General features: G+C 38.7%; 13 protein-coding genes. 8 read left to right on the forward strand and 5 right to left on the reverse strand.

Annotated features, from left to right (window positions below; translation table 11 throughout):
• Positions 1–262: 262 nt before the first annotated feature.
• The 4 genes from AAOP42_RS19980 to AAOP42_RS19995 all read right to left on the reverse strand — a co-directional run bounded on the left by AAOP42_RS19980 (position 263) and on the right by AAOP42_RS19995 (position 7,554).
• Positions 263–1,999, reverse strand: a complete 1,737-nt coding sequence (locus tag AAOP42_RS19980) for a carbohydrate-binding domain-containing protein (protein ID WP_349530354.1) — start codon at positions 1,997–1,999, stop codon at positions 263–265.
• Between the two features lie 227 nt (positions 2,000–2,226).
• On the reverse strand, positions 2,227–3,840 hold the full coding sequence (locus AAOP42_RS19985; protein ID WP_349530355.1) for an alpha-glucosidase: 1,614 nt from the start codon (positions 3,838–3,840) through the stop codon (positions 2,227–2,229).
• A 5-nt stretch (positions 3,841–3,845) separates the two neighbouring features.
• Positions 3,846–6,512, reverse strand: a complete 2,667-nt coding sequence (locus AAOP42_RS19990) for a glycosyltransferase (protein ID WP_349530356.1) — start codon at positions 6,510–6,512, stop codon at positions 3,846–3,848.
• 136 nt (positions 6,513–6,648) lie between these two features.
• Positions 6,649–7,554, reverse strand: a complete 906-nt coding sequence (locus tag AAOP42_RS19995; protein ID WP_349530357.1) for a DUF58 domain-containing protein — start codon at positions 7,552–7,554, stop codon at positions 6,649–6,651.
• Positions 7,555–7,808: 254 nt separating this feature from the next.
• On the opposite strand from AAOP42_RS19995, the gene AAOP42_RS20000 reads away from it, so the two are divergent.
• From AAOP42_RS20000 to AAOP42_RS20035, 8 genes are all read left to right on the forward strand, one after another.
• Positions 7,809–8,186 (forward strand): DUF3276 family protein, encoded by a 378-nt coding sequence (locus AAOP42_RS20000; RefSeq protein WP_349530358.1) that lies wholly within the window; start codon positions 7,809–7,811, stop codon positions 8,184–8,186.
• Between the two features lie 66 nt (positions 8,187–8,252).
• Positions 8,253–9,350, forward strand: a complete 1,098-nt coding sequence (locus AAOP42_RS20005) for an AI-2E family transporter (RefSeq protein WP_349530359.1) — start codon at positions 8,253–8,255, stop codon at positions 9,348–9,350.
• Between the two features lie 7 nt (positions 9,351–9,357).
• Positions 9,358–10,455, forward strand: a complete 1,098-nt coding sequence (gene ychF, locus AAOP42_RS20010) for a redox-regulated ATPase YchF (RefSeq protein ID WP_349530360.1) — start codon at positions 9,358–9,360, stop codon at positions 10,453–10,455.
• Between the two features lie 76 nt (positions 10,456–10,531).
• Positions 10,532–10,864 carry a YciI family protein gene (locus AAOP42_RS20015; RefSeq protein WP_349530361.1) on the forward strand — a complete coding sequence of 111 codons (333 nt, stop codon included), beginning with the start codon at positions 10,532–10,534 and terminating at the stop codon, positions 10,862–10,864.
• A gap of 60 nt (positions 10,865–10,924) precedes the next feature.
• Complete coding sequence (locus tag AAOP42_RS20020) at positions 10,925–12,169, forward strand: RNA polymerase sigma factor (RefSeq protein WP_349530362.1); 1,245 nt, start codon at positions 10,925–10,927, stop codon at positions 12,167–12,169.
• Positions 12,170–12,416: 247 nt separating this feature from the next.
• On the forward strand, positions 12,417–14,684 hold the full coding sequence (locus AAOP42_RS20025) for an aconitate hydratase (RefSeq protein WP_349530363.1): 2,268 nt from the start codon (positions 12,417–12,419) through the stop codon (positions 14,682–14,684).
• A gap of 104 nt (positions 14,685–14,788) precedes the next feature.
• A complete protein-coding gene (locus AAOP42_RS20030) occupies positions 14,789–15,268 on the forward strand; it encodes a C40 family peptidase (protein ID WP_349530364.1) in 480 nt (159 codons plus the stop codon).
• Positions 15,269–15,492: 224 nt separating this feature from the next.
• On the forward strand, positions 15,493–15,885 hold the full coding sequence (locus AAOP42_RS20035) for a DUF2721 domain-containing protein (RefSeq protein WP_349530365.1): 393 nt from the start codon (positions 15,493–15,495) through the stop codon (positions 15,883–15,885).
• Between the two features lies 1 nt (position 15,886).
• On the opposite strand, the gene AAOP42_RS20040 is transcribed toward AAOP42_RS20035, so the two are convergent.
• Positions 15,887–16,597: a DsbA family protein gene (locus tag AAOP42_RS20040; protein ID WP_349530366.1), complete on the reverse strand. Its 711-nt coding sequence runs from the start codon at positions 16,595–16,597 to the stop codon at positions 15,887–15,889.
• Positions 16,598–16,649 lie beyond the last annotated feature (52 nt).

Raw genomic sequence — 16,649 nt, forward strand, 5'->3', positions numbered from 1 at the left:
GATAGTAATTTATGAACTTTAATCGCCTTATCAAAAACATGCGATAAACACATCTGCTCAAAAAGTTTTACAATGAATATAAACACCATACTTACATACAAAATCGGTACTACAAGCCTAAACCATTTTTTCCGGCACATATTCTACGTTCAAATCCAACTTCAATAAAATTTAACTATAAAAAAGCCTTTCTAACTTTACCCCGAGTGCTATTCTAGGTTCAGCCAATAATTTTTTATTTTTTTTATCAAACTCAGGTTTTTCAGTTGATCTGCGTAATGGTGCTAGATAATGTAAAAGAACTCACCAAGGTTCCACTATTATATGTGGCATCTTCGTATAATCCATCGGTTTCACTCCCTGTAGCAGAACCACCTATATATACTTTGTATGAGCTACTCTTCACCAGCTTGGACGAAGAATAAACAATAGACTCATATCTTACAGATGGACTATAGGTAACCAAGGCTTCCCCTTCGCTATTTTGAACAACAAATAATGTATTGGCACTTTGACTATCCAGATATAGTAGGATGCTATTCTGAGTTGAAGTAGAACTCGGTGCTTGAGCCATATTAGAAGTTCCGGCAGCAATGAGCAACCCTCCGGAAATCTTAAAGGAGTTATCGTAATCCAACGGGCCATTTGCTCCTTGTGCCGGACCATTAACGAGTAATATTCCTGCAGTCATTTCAATAGATCCATTCACATCTACTCCATCACCCGAGGCTTCTACCACTATATATCCACCCTGAATATATAAACTACTCTTACTTGAAGAAGATGAATTTCCCTGACCTGGCCGTATTCCCGAACCATCATTTCCTCCAGCACCATTGATTCCATCATCACTGGACACCAAGTGTATTGTACCATCATTGATTGTGAGTACATTACTTTCTAACCCCTCATAGGATTCAGTAATTGTAATTTCTCCGCCGTTGATTGTCAACTCTTCATCAGCATGGATACCATCATCTCCACTCGCTATAGAAAATGTACCTCCTCCAATCACCAGGTTACCATCACAGTGTAAAGCGTCATCTGCGGAATTAATTGTAAAAGTTCCTCCTTCTATCACATTATTGATTCCTGCTTTCAAAGCTTTAGACGATACTTCTTCATCAAAAGAATCACTCCCCCCACCAGTAACCAAATCAAAAGCCCCATCCGCTATCAGCAAGTCTGTTTCTGCTGAAAAACCATCCCCAGCAGTTGTAGCTACATTAAATGTACCGTTTTCTATTAAAATATAACCACGATCCTCGTCATCATCATTATCTGATTTGAAAGCGTCCCCATCTGATTGTACATTAAAAGTACCCCCCTTGATAATAAGGTAATCTTTGCCCCGGATACCATCATCAACACTGTTGATGGTAAAATTACCACTCGAAATGATCAAACCGTCTTTACTTGAAATGCCATCATTGTAGTTAGCATTTACTGTTATGTTACCCGTTCCGTAGATTGAAAGATCAGCCTTACTAAAAAAGGTAGCATTGGGTTCGTCTTCATCTCCTTCATAAACATAGGTTGTGGCATCTGAGAAAGTGTTTTGAGTGTTTTCAGGAAGAAAAACAACTACCTTTTCAGCACTCATAACGCCAAATGGCGCATTGGACGTATTAGTGACAGACACATTGTTTAGTACAATTTTAACTGTTTCTTCGTCTTCGGTATTGACCATAATTTGTCCATCTGAAAGGGTTCCCTGAATGATGTATATACCTGCCTTTGTAATAGTGGCAGTTGTGCCATTTATCTCAACTGACCCTTCTGTTGTGGTAATTGAGGTTTCATTCAACTGAATGGTAATAGCACCTTCTTCTTCCCATTTTTCATCTCCTGAAACTTCGTGGTTATCTTTATTCGATTCCATGGCCTCTGATATACTTTGATTAAAATATTCTGTATATACAGGATCTGAGGTTGTCTCTGTCTGATCATCATCTTCGATTACAACACTAAGTTTGTCATCATCTTTTTGACACGACATTAGCAGGAATATAATCAAAATTCCAATCCCTTGAATTAGATTTTTTGCATTCATAACACTTATAAAATTTTAGTGAGTGAGTTTTTTTGAAACCCTTAAACATTTTGGCATAGAATGCTTATCGACCTCTAAACCCTTAACTTGCAATTAAGTATTAAACGAACTACCAGATTTTTGCAATGAACGTATCTTGTCGAGTGGAAACAGTAGATTTTGAAAACAATAAATTATAGAAGTTTGAGTATGATTCCTTCGAAAGGTAGAATCTCGAAATTTTTAGAATCTAATTCTATATACTCACTCCTTTTAGTTGACAGGAGTACTTTCCAAAAAACTTCAGTACCATTTTTATAGATTTTTTTCTTGCCTGTAAAATTCAGAATGATTTGAATTTTTCTGTTTTTGAAAATCCTGTAATAGGATATTAGTCCATTTTCACCTTTGATTATTGGTTTCCAATCTCCCATACTAAGCGACGGATATTCTTTTCGTAAGGCTATTAGATTTTTAAACAGGTTTAAGATCGATTTCTTATCATTCTCAAGGTTTTTCAGGTTGACTTCTTTGAAGTTTTTATGAACAGGAAGCCATGGTTCCTTAGTAGAAAAACCAGCATAACGTTCATCGGTCCACTGCATCGGAGAACGTGCCATATCCCGGCCCGCAAACAAAGGCCAATATTTTTTTCCCAAAGGATCTACGATCTGGTCTTTTGTCAATTTAATATTTTCCATGCCAAGCTCCTCTCCATAATACACAAAGGGAGTTCCTTTCAAAGTCAGTAAGATGATCGCCATTATCTTGGCTTTCTCTTCATTATTACCTCCCACTCCCAGTCTGTTTTTACTCCGAAAAAGGTCGTGGTTAGATAGTACAAAACTTGGCCACCCTTTTTTTGGAATTTGATTGTACCAGTTTTCTATCGCATCGTAGTAGCTGGCAGCATTCCACCTTTTAAAAATTAAAGAGAAGTCGAACGCCATGTGTAGCTGGTTTTTGCCATTTCCAAGATAACTGGCAGCCACTTTGGGGTTTCCGGGAGGAGGAGCAAAAATCTCTCCCACAATCATTTTATCTTCATAGGTATCTATCAATTCGCGCAGTTTTCTCACTATCTTATGCGAACGGGGAGAGTTCCTATTGAGTAGTCTGTTGCCAAGATTAAATAACCCTAAAAATCCCGGATTGTCTCGAAAGTACTTATCTTTTCCTATCACATTGATGGCATCCAACCTGAATCCATCCACGCCCATATCGAGCCAATATTTAATCTCTTTGAAAAAAGCTTTTCTCAATCCCTTGCTTCTCCAATTTAAATCGGGCTGTTCTTTCAAAAACGAATGAAGATAATACTCTCCCGTTTTTTCATCCAATTCCCATCCACTTCCTCCAAAAGCCGACTTCCAGTTATTTGGCAGTCCTCCTTTTCTTCCTTCTTTCCAGATATACCAGTTTCTTTTAGGATTACTTTTTGAACTTCTGGATTCCTTAAACCACGGGTGTTCAATCGAGGTATGATTCATAATCATATCCATGATTACCCTGATATCACGTGCGTGACATTCGAAAATAAGTTGCTTAAAGTCTGCAATAGAACCAAAAACGGAATCTATATTCCTATAATCACTAACGTCATAGCCACTGTCATGCATGGGTGACTTATATATAGGCGATAACCATATTGCATCAACTCCCAAAGAAGCTATATAATCCAATTTTTCGATGATCCCTTGTATGTCTCCGATACCGTCACCATTGCTGTCGTAAAAACTCTTGGCATATATGTGGTAAATCACTCCATGCTTCCACCAAGCCCAATTTTCCTTTTCGTGTTCTCCCATATATTTCAAACCTCCGATTTAAGCCCCACTTCATAGAGCAACTCTTTGAGGATCGCATCAGATTTATAACTATTGGCTCTTTTCAACGCCGATTTTTTAAATGATTTCTGAAGCTCCTTGTCTTTCAAATAACCAACTACTTTTCCCGGAATTTCAGATTTGTTTTTCACCAAATAGCCCGTTTCCTCATGTTTTATGATGTCTTTTGGTCCCATGATATTATAAGCCACTACTGGCAACCCACAGCTCAATGCCTCCAGTACCACCACACTGAATGTGTCAAATTTGGAAGGTAAAATCAACAAATCAGCAGCTGAATACAACTCCGGCAATTTGTTATGATCCACCCATCCCATAAACACAGCTTCCGGCATCTTTTTTCTCAATTCTTCTTCAGCAGGGCCCTTACCAGCCACTACCAATTGTACATCCGGCAGTTGAGATTTCACTTTCGTGAATATATCAGGTAGCTCCATTACTCCTTTTTCCTTGCTTACCCTACCAGCATAGAGCAGAACCGGGACATTTTTTTTGATATTAAAAACCTCCTGACTATCCGTTTTTACAGGAATAAACTTATCCTCCACCCAATGTGCGGTACGAAATACCTTAGATGACTTAAAGCCCATTTGCTTGCTCTTCAACCATTTTTGTTGGTCTTTATTCAAAACAAAAAGCTTATCGAATTTTTTATAATAAGCTCTCAAAAACCGTCTCATCCTGCTTATGTTATCCTGTCCAAAATCAAGTACTTCCTTAGAAAAGGTAATCCAATCCGTATGCAAATAATGAAAACAAGGTACATTGTATGCTTGCTTTAAATAGAGGGCTACCAATCCCATAGGCCCCTCAGTAGAGCACATTATCCTGTCGTATTCTCCTTCTAAAAATATTCTGTGGATGTCCAGTAGGTTGGGAATCCTCATGGGTTGATTTTGATAAAATGGCAAATTGAACTCTGACAATGGTTTTCTCACAATCAAATGCTCGTCTTGCTCGATGGTGTTGCTACACACCAAAATATCTATTGGTAAATTCCTTATTTTGACTTCCTTGTGAATCGATTGTAACACCATTGCCACGCCATTGCTGTCCTCATAGGTATCAGATAACCACAGCATTCTTGTGGGGTGTTCAAACTTTTTTATCTTTTGAGAAAATTCTTCCAGCAATGGCCTGGTATTGTACAACACCTTGGTACTGGTGAAGTTAGCAGCCAATATGAAATTAGCGGCCAAAAATGGGAAAGACAGCCCATCCAAAAATTTACTTAAATCAGGAAGTGGCACACCCTCGGTTGAACCCTGGCTCAATGATTTGTCCCATAATCGCCTTACTTCACTGGGAACTTCTATTTGATCCATCAACGTTTCTGGGGTCAGATTTTTCCAGTTAGAATCTGTTGTCAGTTTTTCAATCTTCCTGGCCAATCTCTCGGACAGGATAGTATTCAATTGATTACTGATAGAAAAAATAGAGTTCTCATAAGATTCCACCAAATTGTCAGGATCTTCGTTGGTGGTATCCGCTATTTTCATGGCTTCATCAAACACCGGCTTATAATCATTTGATACAAGCCATCTTTTAGAAAAGTGAGGTTTAATACCCGCAAAGCAATTGTGAAAAAGATCCACAAACTTCATTGTGGTCTTGTGCCTTCTCAGTTCAGCAAAGGCATTGGACAAAAGCACTGCCTGAAGCTTGTCTTTGGTTTTTCCCCGATGTAGCATGATTCTGAGCATTCCCGGATCCTTGTGGTACAAGGCGATCTGGCACACATAATCCAAAAACGCAATGGTCATTTTTTCATAACTGCTGTGCGATCCGTAAGGTGCAATATTTCCCTTCCTAATTGCTTCCAATGCAAGCTGAGAAACTGGAGTGCTGCCTTTTTTGTTTTCCAGATTGGGTACATATAAGTACGAGCCAGTCAATCCGGAAAATATCCCCATGTGGCTGTCCGATCCTGCTGACATTGATTTTTTGTAGATATTTCGACAATACCTACCGGAATCCAACCCTGTCTCTTCCATCAGGTCGTCTATAGTCTCTTCATCCAGACTTTCGATCCAGGATTTGGTGAGCATATTTTGCCAGGTGTCTCTTTGTCCGTTGATCACTTCGAACCGCTCAAAGAGTAAAGCCATTTTCTTAAAAAATCTATAAGGAGGTACCCCTGAGGTATAATGGTATAACGGATGCGCCCAAATGGTAGGAATATCGTGCTCACAGGTATATTCCTGGAAATCGTAAATATTGGATCGGAGCTTGTTCAGCTTCACTTCCTGCTCGGGAGTAAACCCATAAGTAAGTACGTGGATTCCTACTTTGAAATCTGGTACCATACAACTGAACTCAGAAGCAGTAAGTATGTCCAATCCTTTGTCCTGCTGCTCGTAGCAGGATCGGGCATTGTTGTGATTGGTGATGGTGAATGCATCACAGCCTCGTTTTTTCAATGTATTCAATAGCCTTTCGGTAGGCAACCATGTTTCAGGAGCTTTTAATATTCTACCTATAAGTTCATCGGGAACGTCACTGTTGTAATCGTGGCAATGCATGTCCATTTTGAGGATATCCTTTTGAGGAAATCGGGTTGCCTGATTGGCAGTAAAAGCATTGAGTTCTTTGACCAATTCCGAATGAAATGGTTTGTCAAAAGCATAATCCATTGTAACAAGGTTTGTTAATCGCAATAATGCGAGGAAATTGTTAAATGAAAATAATGCTAATATTATGTTTTAATGACCCTTACGCAGGTATGAGAAGAGTGAATTAACATTGGGTTGATTGTAATGACTGTTCTAATCACCTCATCTTAGTCCTTTTGATAAGGTAGGCACTCAGGATTTTGTCAAAATCATCATGGATATCTGCATCTACAAAATCAATTTTCAATTGTGAGCATTTAAGTTTCAACTCCTTATAATATGCCTGCATTTTGGTTTGATACGATTTCTTTATTTCAGTAGGAGTGAGCTTCAAAATAGCACCAGTTTCCAGATCATGGAACTTGTATGGCCTGTCTTCAAAATCGAAATCAAGCTCCGTGTTTTTATCATTTACATGAAAAAGCAATACTTCATGCCTGTTGTGTTTGAGGTGCTGCAGGGCTGAAAACATCTCATTTTGGTTTTCAGTTTTTTGAAACATGTCACTGAAAATAATAACAAGCGATCTCTTGTGTATTTTCTTTGCAATCTGATGAAGAACTGAAGGCACATTCGTTTTTTTAGATCTTTTTTCACCTTCAAAAATTTTCTGCAATTCTACCAGCAATTTGTGTACATGGGTTGCAGTTGATTTTACTTCTGTTTGCACCTCTATCTCATCAGAAAAGGTGTATAACCCTACTGCATCTCTTTGTTTCTGGAGCAAAAATGCCAATGCAGCTGCTGCCAAAACAGAAAACCTTATTTTACCATATCCTGGCTGGGGATAATACATGGAAGAGGAATTGTCCAAAACCAAAAAGCAACGCAGGTTTGTTTCTTCTTCATACCTCTTGGTGTAGAGTCTGTCGGTTTTTGCAAATACCTTCCAGTCGATATGGCGCGTGCTCTCACCATAGTTATACAAACGATGTTCGGCAAACTCGACTGAAAAGCCATGATAAGGTGACTTGTGTAGCCCGGTAATAAATCCTTCCACAAGCTGCCTTGCCAACAATTCGATGTTTGAAAACTCCTTTAGCTTGTCTATATCAAAATCCATTTTGAAAGTTTTTTTGTCCGTTTACCTCAACTACTTACATAAGTAATGCAATTTATAAATGATTGTCAATTGAATTGATCTTTTGGTTTTTCTATTTGAAAAAATATAACTCCAAGCTTCAAGGCCAACAGCAAAGAAAAAAGTGATAATACAAGGTCAAATTGCTTTTGTATTCCAAATTATACTATATTTAAATGTTTTATTAAAATTGTAAACGCAATACCTAACTTCAAACGCATAAAAAAGAGACTAAAGTGGAAGAGCACAAGGATAATGACAGACAGGAAATATACTCTGAAAGAGTAAGGGCAGGAAAGAGAACCTATTTTTTTGACATTAAGGCTACACGTTCAAACGACTACTACCTTACTATTACAGAAAGTAAGAGAAGGTACAAAGATGGTGAGGAAGGTTTTTTCTACGAAAAGCATAAAATCTTTTTGTACAAAGAAGATTTCAACAAATTCGTTGAAGCTTTGAACCACACTGTGGATCATGTGAAAAACGAGTTGTTACCGGATGTCGATTTCACAGAGTTTGATAGAGAAAAAGAGTATGAGGAAAAAGACACTGCCGATACAGATGCTACTTCAGATTCTTCGGGTGACGATACTGAGTTGAAGTGGGACTAAGGTCTGATTTATTAAGTAAGAATTTGAGTCCTTGAAGAAACGCAAGGGCTTTTTTTATTTTAGTTTATGATCAATAAGACATTATTCTATATTGTGTTGATAACAGCCGTGTTCATCCTTGTAGCATGGCTTTTTTCAGATATATTCATTTATACCTCCATTTCACTCGTACTGGCTACCATTCTTCGCCCGCTTACCAATTTCATCAGCAGAACATACATTTTCAAAGTAAAAGTCCCCAGAGTAATAGCCATATTCTTCTCATTCGGGCTTGTAGCTGCCGTTATTTCTCTGTTTGTCCTGTTGTTTGTTCCTTTAGTTATCAAACAAACCGAAGTAATTTCTAATTTGAACATCGAAGAGGTATATGAAAACCTATCGGTTCCTTTTGTCTCCATAGAAAATTTTCTGATTAGCAATAACATTCTGAAAGAAGGTGGTGATAGTTTCAACGAAGAGATCAAAGCATCCATTATTGAATTTGTTAGCAACATTAACTTCAAAGATCTTCTCGACAATCTACTCAGCTTCACAGGAACATTCTTTATAAGCATATTGGCCATCTCGTTTATTTCATTTTTCTTGTTGTATGAAAATGGGCTGCTCAGCAGGCAAATGATTGCTCTGGTACCCAATGCTTATTTCGAAGTTTTTATTTCTGCTGTTTTTAAAATAGAAAAACTTTTATCCAATTACCTGATAGGACTTACACTACAAATGCTTGCCATTTTTTCAGTTGCTGCACTTGGTCTTACCATTTTAGGAGTGAATTATGCCATCACCATTGCTGTTTTTGCTGCAGTTGCCAACCTCATACCCTATTTGGGGCCACTTTTGGGTGCCATATTCGGTATAGTAGTAGGAATCTCTACGTCTGGTGAATTTTCATTCGACAACACCGCAGTATTATTGATTGTAAAAATAATATCAGTATTTGCTGTAGTTCAAGCTATGGACAATGTAATCTTTCAACCACTGATATTTTCAAAATCAGTGAAAGCACATCCACTAGAAATATTTGTTGTTATCTTTGCCGCCGCAACTTTAGGGGGTATTCCCGGCATGATTGCGGCCATCCCGGTTTACACTATTATAAGGGTATCTGTAGTGGAAATCAATTGGGGATTTAAGAGGTATCATATATTTCAAATCAAAAACAATTAGATTTTAAATGGCATTAAAATGCGGTATAGTTGGTTTACCTAATGTAGGAAAATCAACACTATTCAATGCGTTATCAAACGCAAAAGCAGAAGCAGCTAACTTTCCTTTTTGTACGATCGAACCCAACGTCGGGGTGATTTCAGTGCCTGATGAAAGGTTGAAAATATTAGAAGATCTTGTGTCTCCCCAGAGGGTATTGCCTACGGTAATCGAGTTTGTAGATATTGCAGGGTTAGTAAAAGGAGCAAGTAAAGGAGAAGGCCTGGGAAATAAATTTCTCGCCAATATACGGGAAGTAGATGCCATCATTCATGTAGTTCGATGCTTTGTAGATGACAATATTGTACATGTAGCCGGTGGAGTAGATCCTGTTTTCGACAAAGAGGTAATCGACACTGAATTGCAATTGAAAGATTTGGAATCTATCGATAAAAAAATTCAGCGAGTAGAAAAAATAGCTAAATCCGGTGACGCTGCAGCTAAAAAAGAACTCCCTGTTCTCCAAAAGTACAAAGCTCATCTGGAAGCCGGACACAATGCCAGAACACTGGAAGTGTCGGCGGAAGAAAAAGAAGAAATTGCTCCACTACAACTCTTGACCATAAAGCCAGTAATCTATGCCGCCAATGTAGAAGAGGAAGTAATCCTCACCGGAAACAAATATGTAGAAGCACTAAAAGAATCGGTGAAAGCCGAAAATGCACAAGTGATTACGGTAAGTGCTTCCATCGAAGCGCAAATAGCAGAATTGGACGATCCGGAAGAAAAAGAAATGTTTTTAGGAGAATATGGCTTGAAAGAATCAGGGCTTGATAAACTTATCCGTGCGTCTTACGAGATTCTTGATCTTATCACCTATTTCACTGCGGGTGTGCAGGAAGTACGGGCATGGACTATCAAAAAAGGCTGGAAAGCTCCGCAAGCTGCTGGTGTGATCCATACAGATTTTGAAAAAGGATTTATTAAAGCTGAAGTAATAAAACTGGAAAACTACCAGCTATACAAAACAGAGGCTGGTTGTAAAGAAGCAGGAAAACTAGCCATTGAAGGCAAAGAATATATAGTGAAGGATGGAGACATCATGCACTTCAGATTTAATGTTTAAAATTTTTCTTGGAAAAAATAAATTGTGATTGTCCATTTTAAAATGGCTCAGCCGTCTTAAAAGAAAAAACATAATCATGAAACAATTTTTGTATTTAATCAGAGGAGGAGATCACGAGTTCAACAAATTATCTCCGGAGGAATTTCAGGCACACATGGAAAAATGGGCAGCCTGGATGTCAGAAATCAAAGCTGAAGGTTTTCCATTGGATACCGAAGGTAAAGTAGTTACCAACGGTGGCTCAATAGTAACCGACGGGCCATTTGCAGAAGGAACTGAAGTAGTAGGCGGCTACCTATTGCTACCAGCTAATGATCTTGAACATGCTACCCAAATGGCAAAAGGCTGTCCGGTACATGAGATGGGTGGTACAGTCGAGGTACGCCCTATCAATGCCATGCCGGAATAATTGAACAAAAACACCAGAAAGCCCGATTGAAATTCATTCGGGCTTTTTTATTTTACAGTCATGTCAGATCAGGTAACCTCTCTTGTTGATCATTATTTCCGAAATGAATATGGAAATGCCGTGTCTTACCTCACAGCTAAGTTTGGCAAGCAACATCTGGAGTTGGCAGAAGATGCCGTGCAAGAGGCACTTTTCAAAGCCATGAAAAACTGGTCATACTCCAAGGTTCCAAACAATCCTTCCGGATGGATTGTTACTGTGGCTTCCAACAAAATGATAGATCACCTAAGAAGGGCAACACGCCTGGAAGAGTCTAATGCTACGGATCCAGAACCTGTCGTACATCAGGAAATTGATCTTGAGTCCATTCAGGACGATGTGGTAAAAATGATGTTTGCCTGTTGTCATCCTTCACTCAGCACCGAACATCAGATCATCCTCACCCTAAAAATTCTTGGAGGGTTGTCTGTCAAAGAAATTGCCAGGGCATTGCTGAAGAAAGAAGAAACCATTGCCAAATCCTATACCAGAGCCAAACAAAAATTTAAAAATGAAAACATTCAACTCGAATTACCACAGCCTGTTGAAATCAAAAACCGATTGAGTACTGTTCTGCATATTATATATTTACTCTTCAACGAAGGCTACAAAACCACCAATGGGAATGAGCTTTTAAAAAAGGATTTGTGTCAGGAAGCCATTAGATTGAATGGAATCTTACTTGAAAATAATGATTGCAATACATCCATAGCTAACGCCTTAATGGCTTTGATGTATTTTCATTCTTCAAGATTTGATGCAAGAGTAGATAAAGAGGGTTATTTGATCACATTGGAATTTCAAAACAGGTCATTGTGGAATCAAAACTATATTCAAAAAGGAATTGAATATTTAGAAAAAGCAACTAAAGGTGCATTCATTAATGAGTTTTACCTCCAGGCAACCATCAGCGGACTACATTGTGAAGCCAAACATTATGATGAAACCAAATGGTCAGATATTTTGGAGTTGTATGACACTCTGACAAGGCTGAACCCCTCTCCAGTGGTAAAGCTAAACAGGATAGTGGCACTCGGAAAAGCCAAGTCTCCAAACGACGCATTGAAAGAATTAAAACAGCTTGAAACCAATCCACAAATAGAAAATCATTACTTGTACTATGCAATTAAAGGAGAATTTTTGATCGAATCTGGTAGCTTAAAAGAAGGAAAACAGGCAACACTGAAAGCCATTTCACTCACTAACAACACCGCTGAAAAACAGTACCTGATGAAAAAGCTTGAAGTTTTATCTGAGTCAAAATAATCTCCTGAAAAAACTTCAACAATCTGTACTGATTGCAACAAAACAACTAATTTTGTACTAATAGAGAAGGTTTTTAGGCAAAAAAATAATCGATTGATAATTTTATACCCAAAGTACCTTCATGAAGGGATATTTCAATTGTGATAACCTAACGTTTGTAAGGTAATTTATTTACTTTTGACAACCATTAGGTGTATCTACCGAAACCTTCGTAAGAATTACTATTAATAATTAAAAATATACAAATATGGCATTTGATTTAGACATGATTGAGGCCGTCTATCAACGCATAGGCGATCGGGTGAACAAGGCAAGGGAAATAACAGGAAAACCGTTGACCTTAGCAGAGAAAATCTTATATTCTCACTTATCTCAGGGAATGCCAAATGAAATATATGAAAGAGGTAACTCTTATGTGGACTTTGCGCCAGACAGAATCGCCTGTCAGGATGCCACTGCCCAGATGGCACTTTTGCAGTTTATGCAAGCCGGCAAGAAAAAAGTAGCCGTACCCACTACTGTGCATTGTGATCACCTGATCCAGGCAAAAGTAGGTGCAGCAGCCGATCTTCAAAATGCTATAAACACCAGCAATGAAGTATTCAATTTTCTTGACTCTGTGTCCAACAAATATGGCATAGGATTTTGGAAGCCCGGTGCAGGTATCATCCATCAGGTGGTATTGGAAAATTATGCCTTCCCGGGTGGAATGATGATCGGAACAGACTCGCACACTGTAAATGCCGGAGGTCTGGGAATGGTAGCCATAGGTGTCGGAGGTGCAGATGCGGTAGATGTAATGGCAGACATGCCTTGGGAATTGAAATTTCCAAAACTGATAGGTGTAAAACTAACCGGAAAATTAAATGGCTGGACTGCCCCTAAAGACGTGATATTGAAAGTAGCGGGTATTCTTACTGTAAAAGGAGGAACCGGAGCAATAGTAGAATATTTTGGGGAAGGTGCAGAAAATCTTTCCTGTACAGGAAAAGGAACTATCTGTAACATGGGGGCTGAAATAGGTGCTACCACTTCTACTTTTGGCTATGATAAGTCGATGGAAAGATACCTCAGAGCAACAGGCAGAGATGCAGTTGCTGATTTGGCCAATAATGTAAAAGAACATTTAACCGGTGATGCAGAAGTATATGCCAACCCTGAAAAATATTTTGATCAGGTAATAGAAATAAACCTTTCTGAATTAGAGCCTCACGTAAACGGACCTTTCACTCCGGATTTGGCTACTCCTATCTCTGAAATGAGTGCAAAAGCTGCAGCCAATGACTGGCCTACTAAAGTGGAATGGGGATTGATCGGTTCTTGTACCAACTCTTCTTATGAAGATATGTCCAGGGCTGCTTCTATTGCTCAGCAAGCTATAGACAAAGGATTAAAACCTGCCGCTGAATTTGGAATCAATCCGGGTTCTGAGCAAGTAAGATATACGATTGAAAGAGATGGTATCATTGATACTTTCGAGAAAATAGGCACTAAGGTGTTTACCAACGCTTGTGGGCCTTGTATCGGTCAATGGGCAAGAACAGGTGCTGAAAAAGGTGAGAAAAATACCATTGTACATTCTTTCAACAGGAATTTTGCGAAAAGAGCTGATGGCAACCCTAATACGCACGCATTTGTAACGTCTCCTGAAATGGTAGCAGCTATAGCCATATCGGGCAACCTTGGTTTTAACCCAATCACTGACACCCTAACCAACGATAAGGGAGAACAGGTTAAACTAGATCCACCTACAGGATGGGAATTGCCTCCTAAAGGATTTGATGTAGAAGACGCAGGATATAAAGCACCTGCTGAAGATGGTTCTAATGTAGAAGTAAATGTTGATACTGAGTCAAAAAGATTGCAATTGCTTTCTCCATTCAAACCATGGAATGGTAAAAATATTACAGGAGCAAAATTACTGATCAAAGCCAAAGGAAAATGCACGACTGACCACATCTCTATGGCTGGCCCATGGTTGAGATTCAGAGGTCATTTGGACAACATTGCCAACAATACGCTGACCGGTGCTGTCAATGCATTCAATGAGGCTACCGACAAGGTGAAAAACCAACTCACCGGAGAATATGGTGCAGTACCTGATACGCAAAGAGCATATAAAGCTGCGGGCATTCCAACCATAGTAGTAGGTGACCACAACTACGGTGAAGGTTCGTCTCGTGAGCATGCTGCCATGCAACCAAGGCATTTGGGTGTAGCAGTAGTATTGGTGAAATCTTTTGCAAGAATCCATGAAACCAACTTGAAAAAGCAGGGAATGCTTGGGTTAACTTTTGCTGATGAAGCCGATTATGATAAAATCCAGGAAGACGATACATTCGATTTCACTGACCTGACAGAGTTTGCTCCAGGCAAGCAGTTGACCTTGGTAGCGAAGCATGCGGATGGAACTTCTGATACCATAATGACCAATCACACCTACAACGATAGTCAAATTGGATGGTTCAAAGCAGGTTCGGCATTGAATTTGATTAAGTTGCAAAACAACTCATAAGGTTCGTTTTTGCATCAAAATATAAAAGCGGCCTTGTGTCGCTTTTTTTATATATAAACATCGAACCCTGTTAGGGTTCAGAACCCTAACAGGGTTATAAAGCTATGAAAAAGACTTATTTAGTATTTCTGCTATCCATGCTTTACTTTCTAACCCCTTCAGAAAGTTTTGCTCAAAAAAAGAAAAAAGCCAGACAGCAAAAAACAAGTACAGTCATCAAAACTGCACAAACCTATATAGGTACGCCTTATAAATACGGAGGCACTTCAGGAAGTGGTATAGATTGCTCAGGGCTGATGCTTCGATGCTTCGAAAAAGCCAACTACCAACTGCCACGCACAGCCAAAGAACAATCTAAGTTTGGAAAGAAGGTAGGCAACAACAGCATAAAACCGGGAGACATTGTCTTTTTCAAATTTAAAGACAAAGGTAAAAAATGGTACCACAGTGGGCTTGTCACTTCGGTAAACAAAGGCAAAGCCAATTTTATTCATGCCTCCACTTCACGAGGGGTAGTAGAATCTGATTTAACTCAGGAATATTATTCAAAAAGCATCAAAGGTTTTCGTAGGGTGATAAAGTAACGTGAACGTTGGATTTAATGTGAAAAAATACTTTTTTATGAGTAGAAGTGAATAACTCCACAGCAAACTAGCGAGAGTATCATTATAAAAACTAAAATAATTCCAATTAACTTTTGTGTGTGTATAACAAAATACCATTCACCAATGCGGCACTTGTTTTTGTTTTACTACTGATTGACTAAATTCATCTTTTTAATAGAATCCTCACCTGTTATTCACAACCAATGAATTTAGAAATTTCTACACCGGCACTTCTTTTTCCTGCCATCACATTATTGCTTCTGGCTTACACCAACAGATTTTTGGCGGTAGCTACCCTCATCAGAAGCCTGTACAAAAGATATGAAGAAAGTGGGCATGACAGCATCATAAAGGGTCAGATTAAAAATCTGAGGTTAAGGCTATTTTTGATCAGAAACATGCAGGCTTTTGGTATTTTAAGTTTCCTACTCACTGTACTTTGCATGTTTCTGCTTTTTCAGGAAAGCTTAGATATTGCCAGTTACACCTTTGGGGCAAGTCTTATCTCCCTCTTGATTTCTCTGATACTATCGCTTATTGAAATTCAAATCTCCACCAAGGCACTGGATTTAGAATTGAAAAATATGGAAGCCTGACTTAATCGGTCAATAACTCTTCCACACGGGTTTTCATCGCTTCAAAAGTAGCATACCCTCTGGAAATTGCTGTTAGTTTATCCCTTTGCTGTAATACCACTGAAGGAAATCCCCGCACACCTAATTGCTGCGCATATACAAAGTCCTGGCGTACAAGTTTTTTGTATCCATCAGAATTAAAAAGTGCAATGAATGTATCAAAGGAAACTCCAATTTGCTCACAAAGCGGTTGATAGAATTCTTTTTTTCCCGGGTCATGGTTTAAAACATAAAATGCATATTGTACCGATTTGTAAAACTCTAATTCCTGATCAGGTTTAATATCTCTAATAACCCTGACTGCCCGTGCCGGAGGTTCGGTATCATAATCAAACTCATCCCAATCAAGCAATCCGTAATTAAAAGGCTGTCCGGATGCTTGCTCTACATGCTCCCAATGTTCTCGCAAAAATGCTTTCATCTCGCTGTTCCATAACTCTCCTCCTCCGGGTCTAAGACCTCCCATAACCATTCCAAATTCAAGCTTTCCATCAAACTCGTTCTTCAATTGTTCCAAATGGTTTGTAATCCCCCAGCACCAGGAGCACATCGGATCTCCAAAATAAATTAGTTTACCCTGAGAATCTTCCGTTTCAATGTTGTTATCCATTTCTTCAATATCCGGAGTTATACAAACACCATCATCACACTTTATGTCTTTTTGACTATCCATTTTTATATTTTCTATATCCGTGATTAATATATTTTGAGTTCTATAAAACAAA

Origin of the sequence: Reichenbachiella sp. MALMAid0571 (assembly GCF_040151475.1) — a bacterium.
Classification (GTDB): Bacteria; Bacteroidota; Bacteroidia; order Cytophagales; family Cyclobacteriaceae; genus CAXBNB01.

Excerpts from the sequence above, each read along its gene's own strand:
- AAOP42_RS19980 (WP_349530354.1), bottom strand. The coding sequence starts at position 1,999 with ATGTCGTGTCAAAAAGATGATGACAAACTTAGTGTTGTAATCGAAGAT.
- AAOP42_RS19985 (WP_349530355.1), bottom strand. The coding sequence starts at position 3,840 with ATGGGAGAACACGAAAAGGAAAATTGGGCTTGGTGGAAGCATGGAGTG.
- AAOP42_RS19990 (WP_349530356.1), bottom strand. The coding sequence starts at position 6,512 with ATGGATTATGCTTTTGACAAACCATTTCATTCGGAATTGGTCAAAGAA.
- AAOP42_RS19995 (WP_349530357.1), bottom strand. The coding sequence starts at position 7,554 with ATGGATTTTGATATAGACAAGCTAAAGGAGTTTTCAAACATCGAATTG.
- AAOP42_RS20005 (WP_349530359.1), top strand. The coding sequence starts at position 8,253 with ATGATCAATAAGACATTATTCTATATTGTGTTGATAACAGCCGTGTTC.
- ychF (WP_349530360.1), top strand. The coding sequence starts at position 9,358 with ATGGCATTAAAATGCGGTATAGTTGGTTTACCTAATGTAGGAAAATCA.
- AAOP42_RS20015 (WP_349530361.1), top strand. The coding sequence starts at position 10,532 with ATGAAACAATTTTTGTATTTAATCAGAGGAGGAGATCACGAGTTCAAC.
- AAOP42_RS20020 (WP_349530362.1), top strand. The coding sequence starts at position 10,925 with ATGTCAGATCAGGTAACCTCTCTTGTTGATCATTATTTCCGAAATGAA.
- AAOP42_RS20025 (WP_349530363.1), top strand. The coding sequence starts at position 12,417 with ATGGCATTTGATTTAGACATGATTGAGGCCGTCTATCAACGCATAGGC.
- AAOP42_RS20030 (WP_349530364.1), top strand. The coding sequence starts at position 14,789 with ATGAAAAAGACTTATTTAGTATTTCTGCTATCCATGCTTTACTTTCTA.
- AAOP42_RS20035 (WP_349530365.1), top strand. The coding sequence starts at position 15,493 with ATGAATTTAGAAATTTCTACACCGGCACTTCTTTTTCCTGCCATCACA.
- AAOP42_RS20040 (WP_349530366.1), bottom strand. The coding sequence starts at position 16,597 with ATGGATAGTCAAAAAGACATAAAGTGTGATGATGGTGTTTGTATAACT.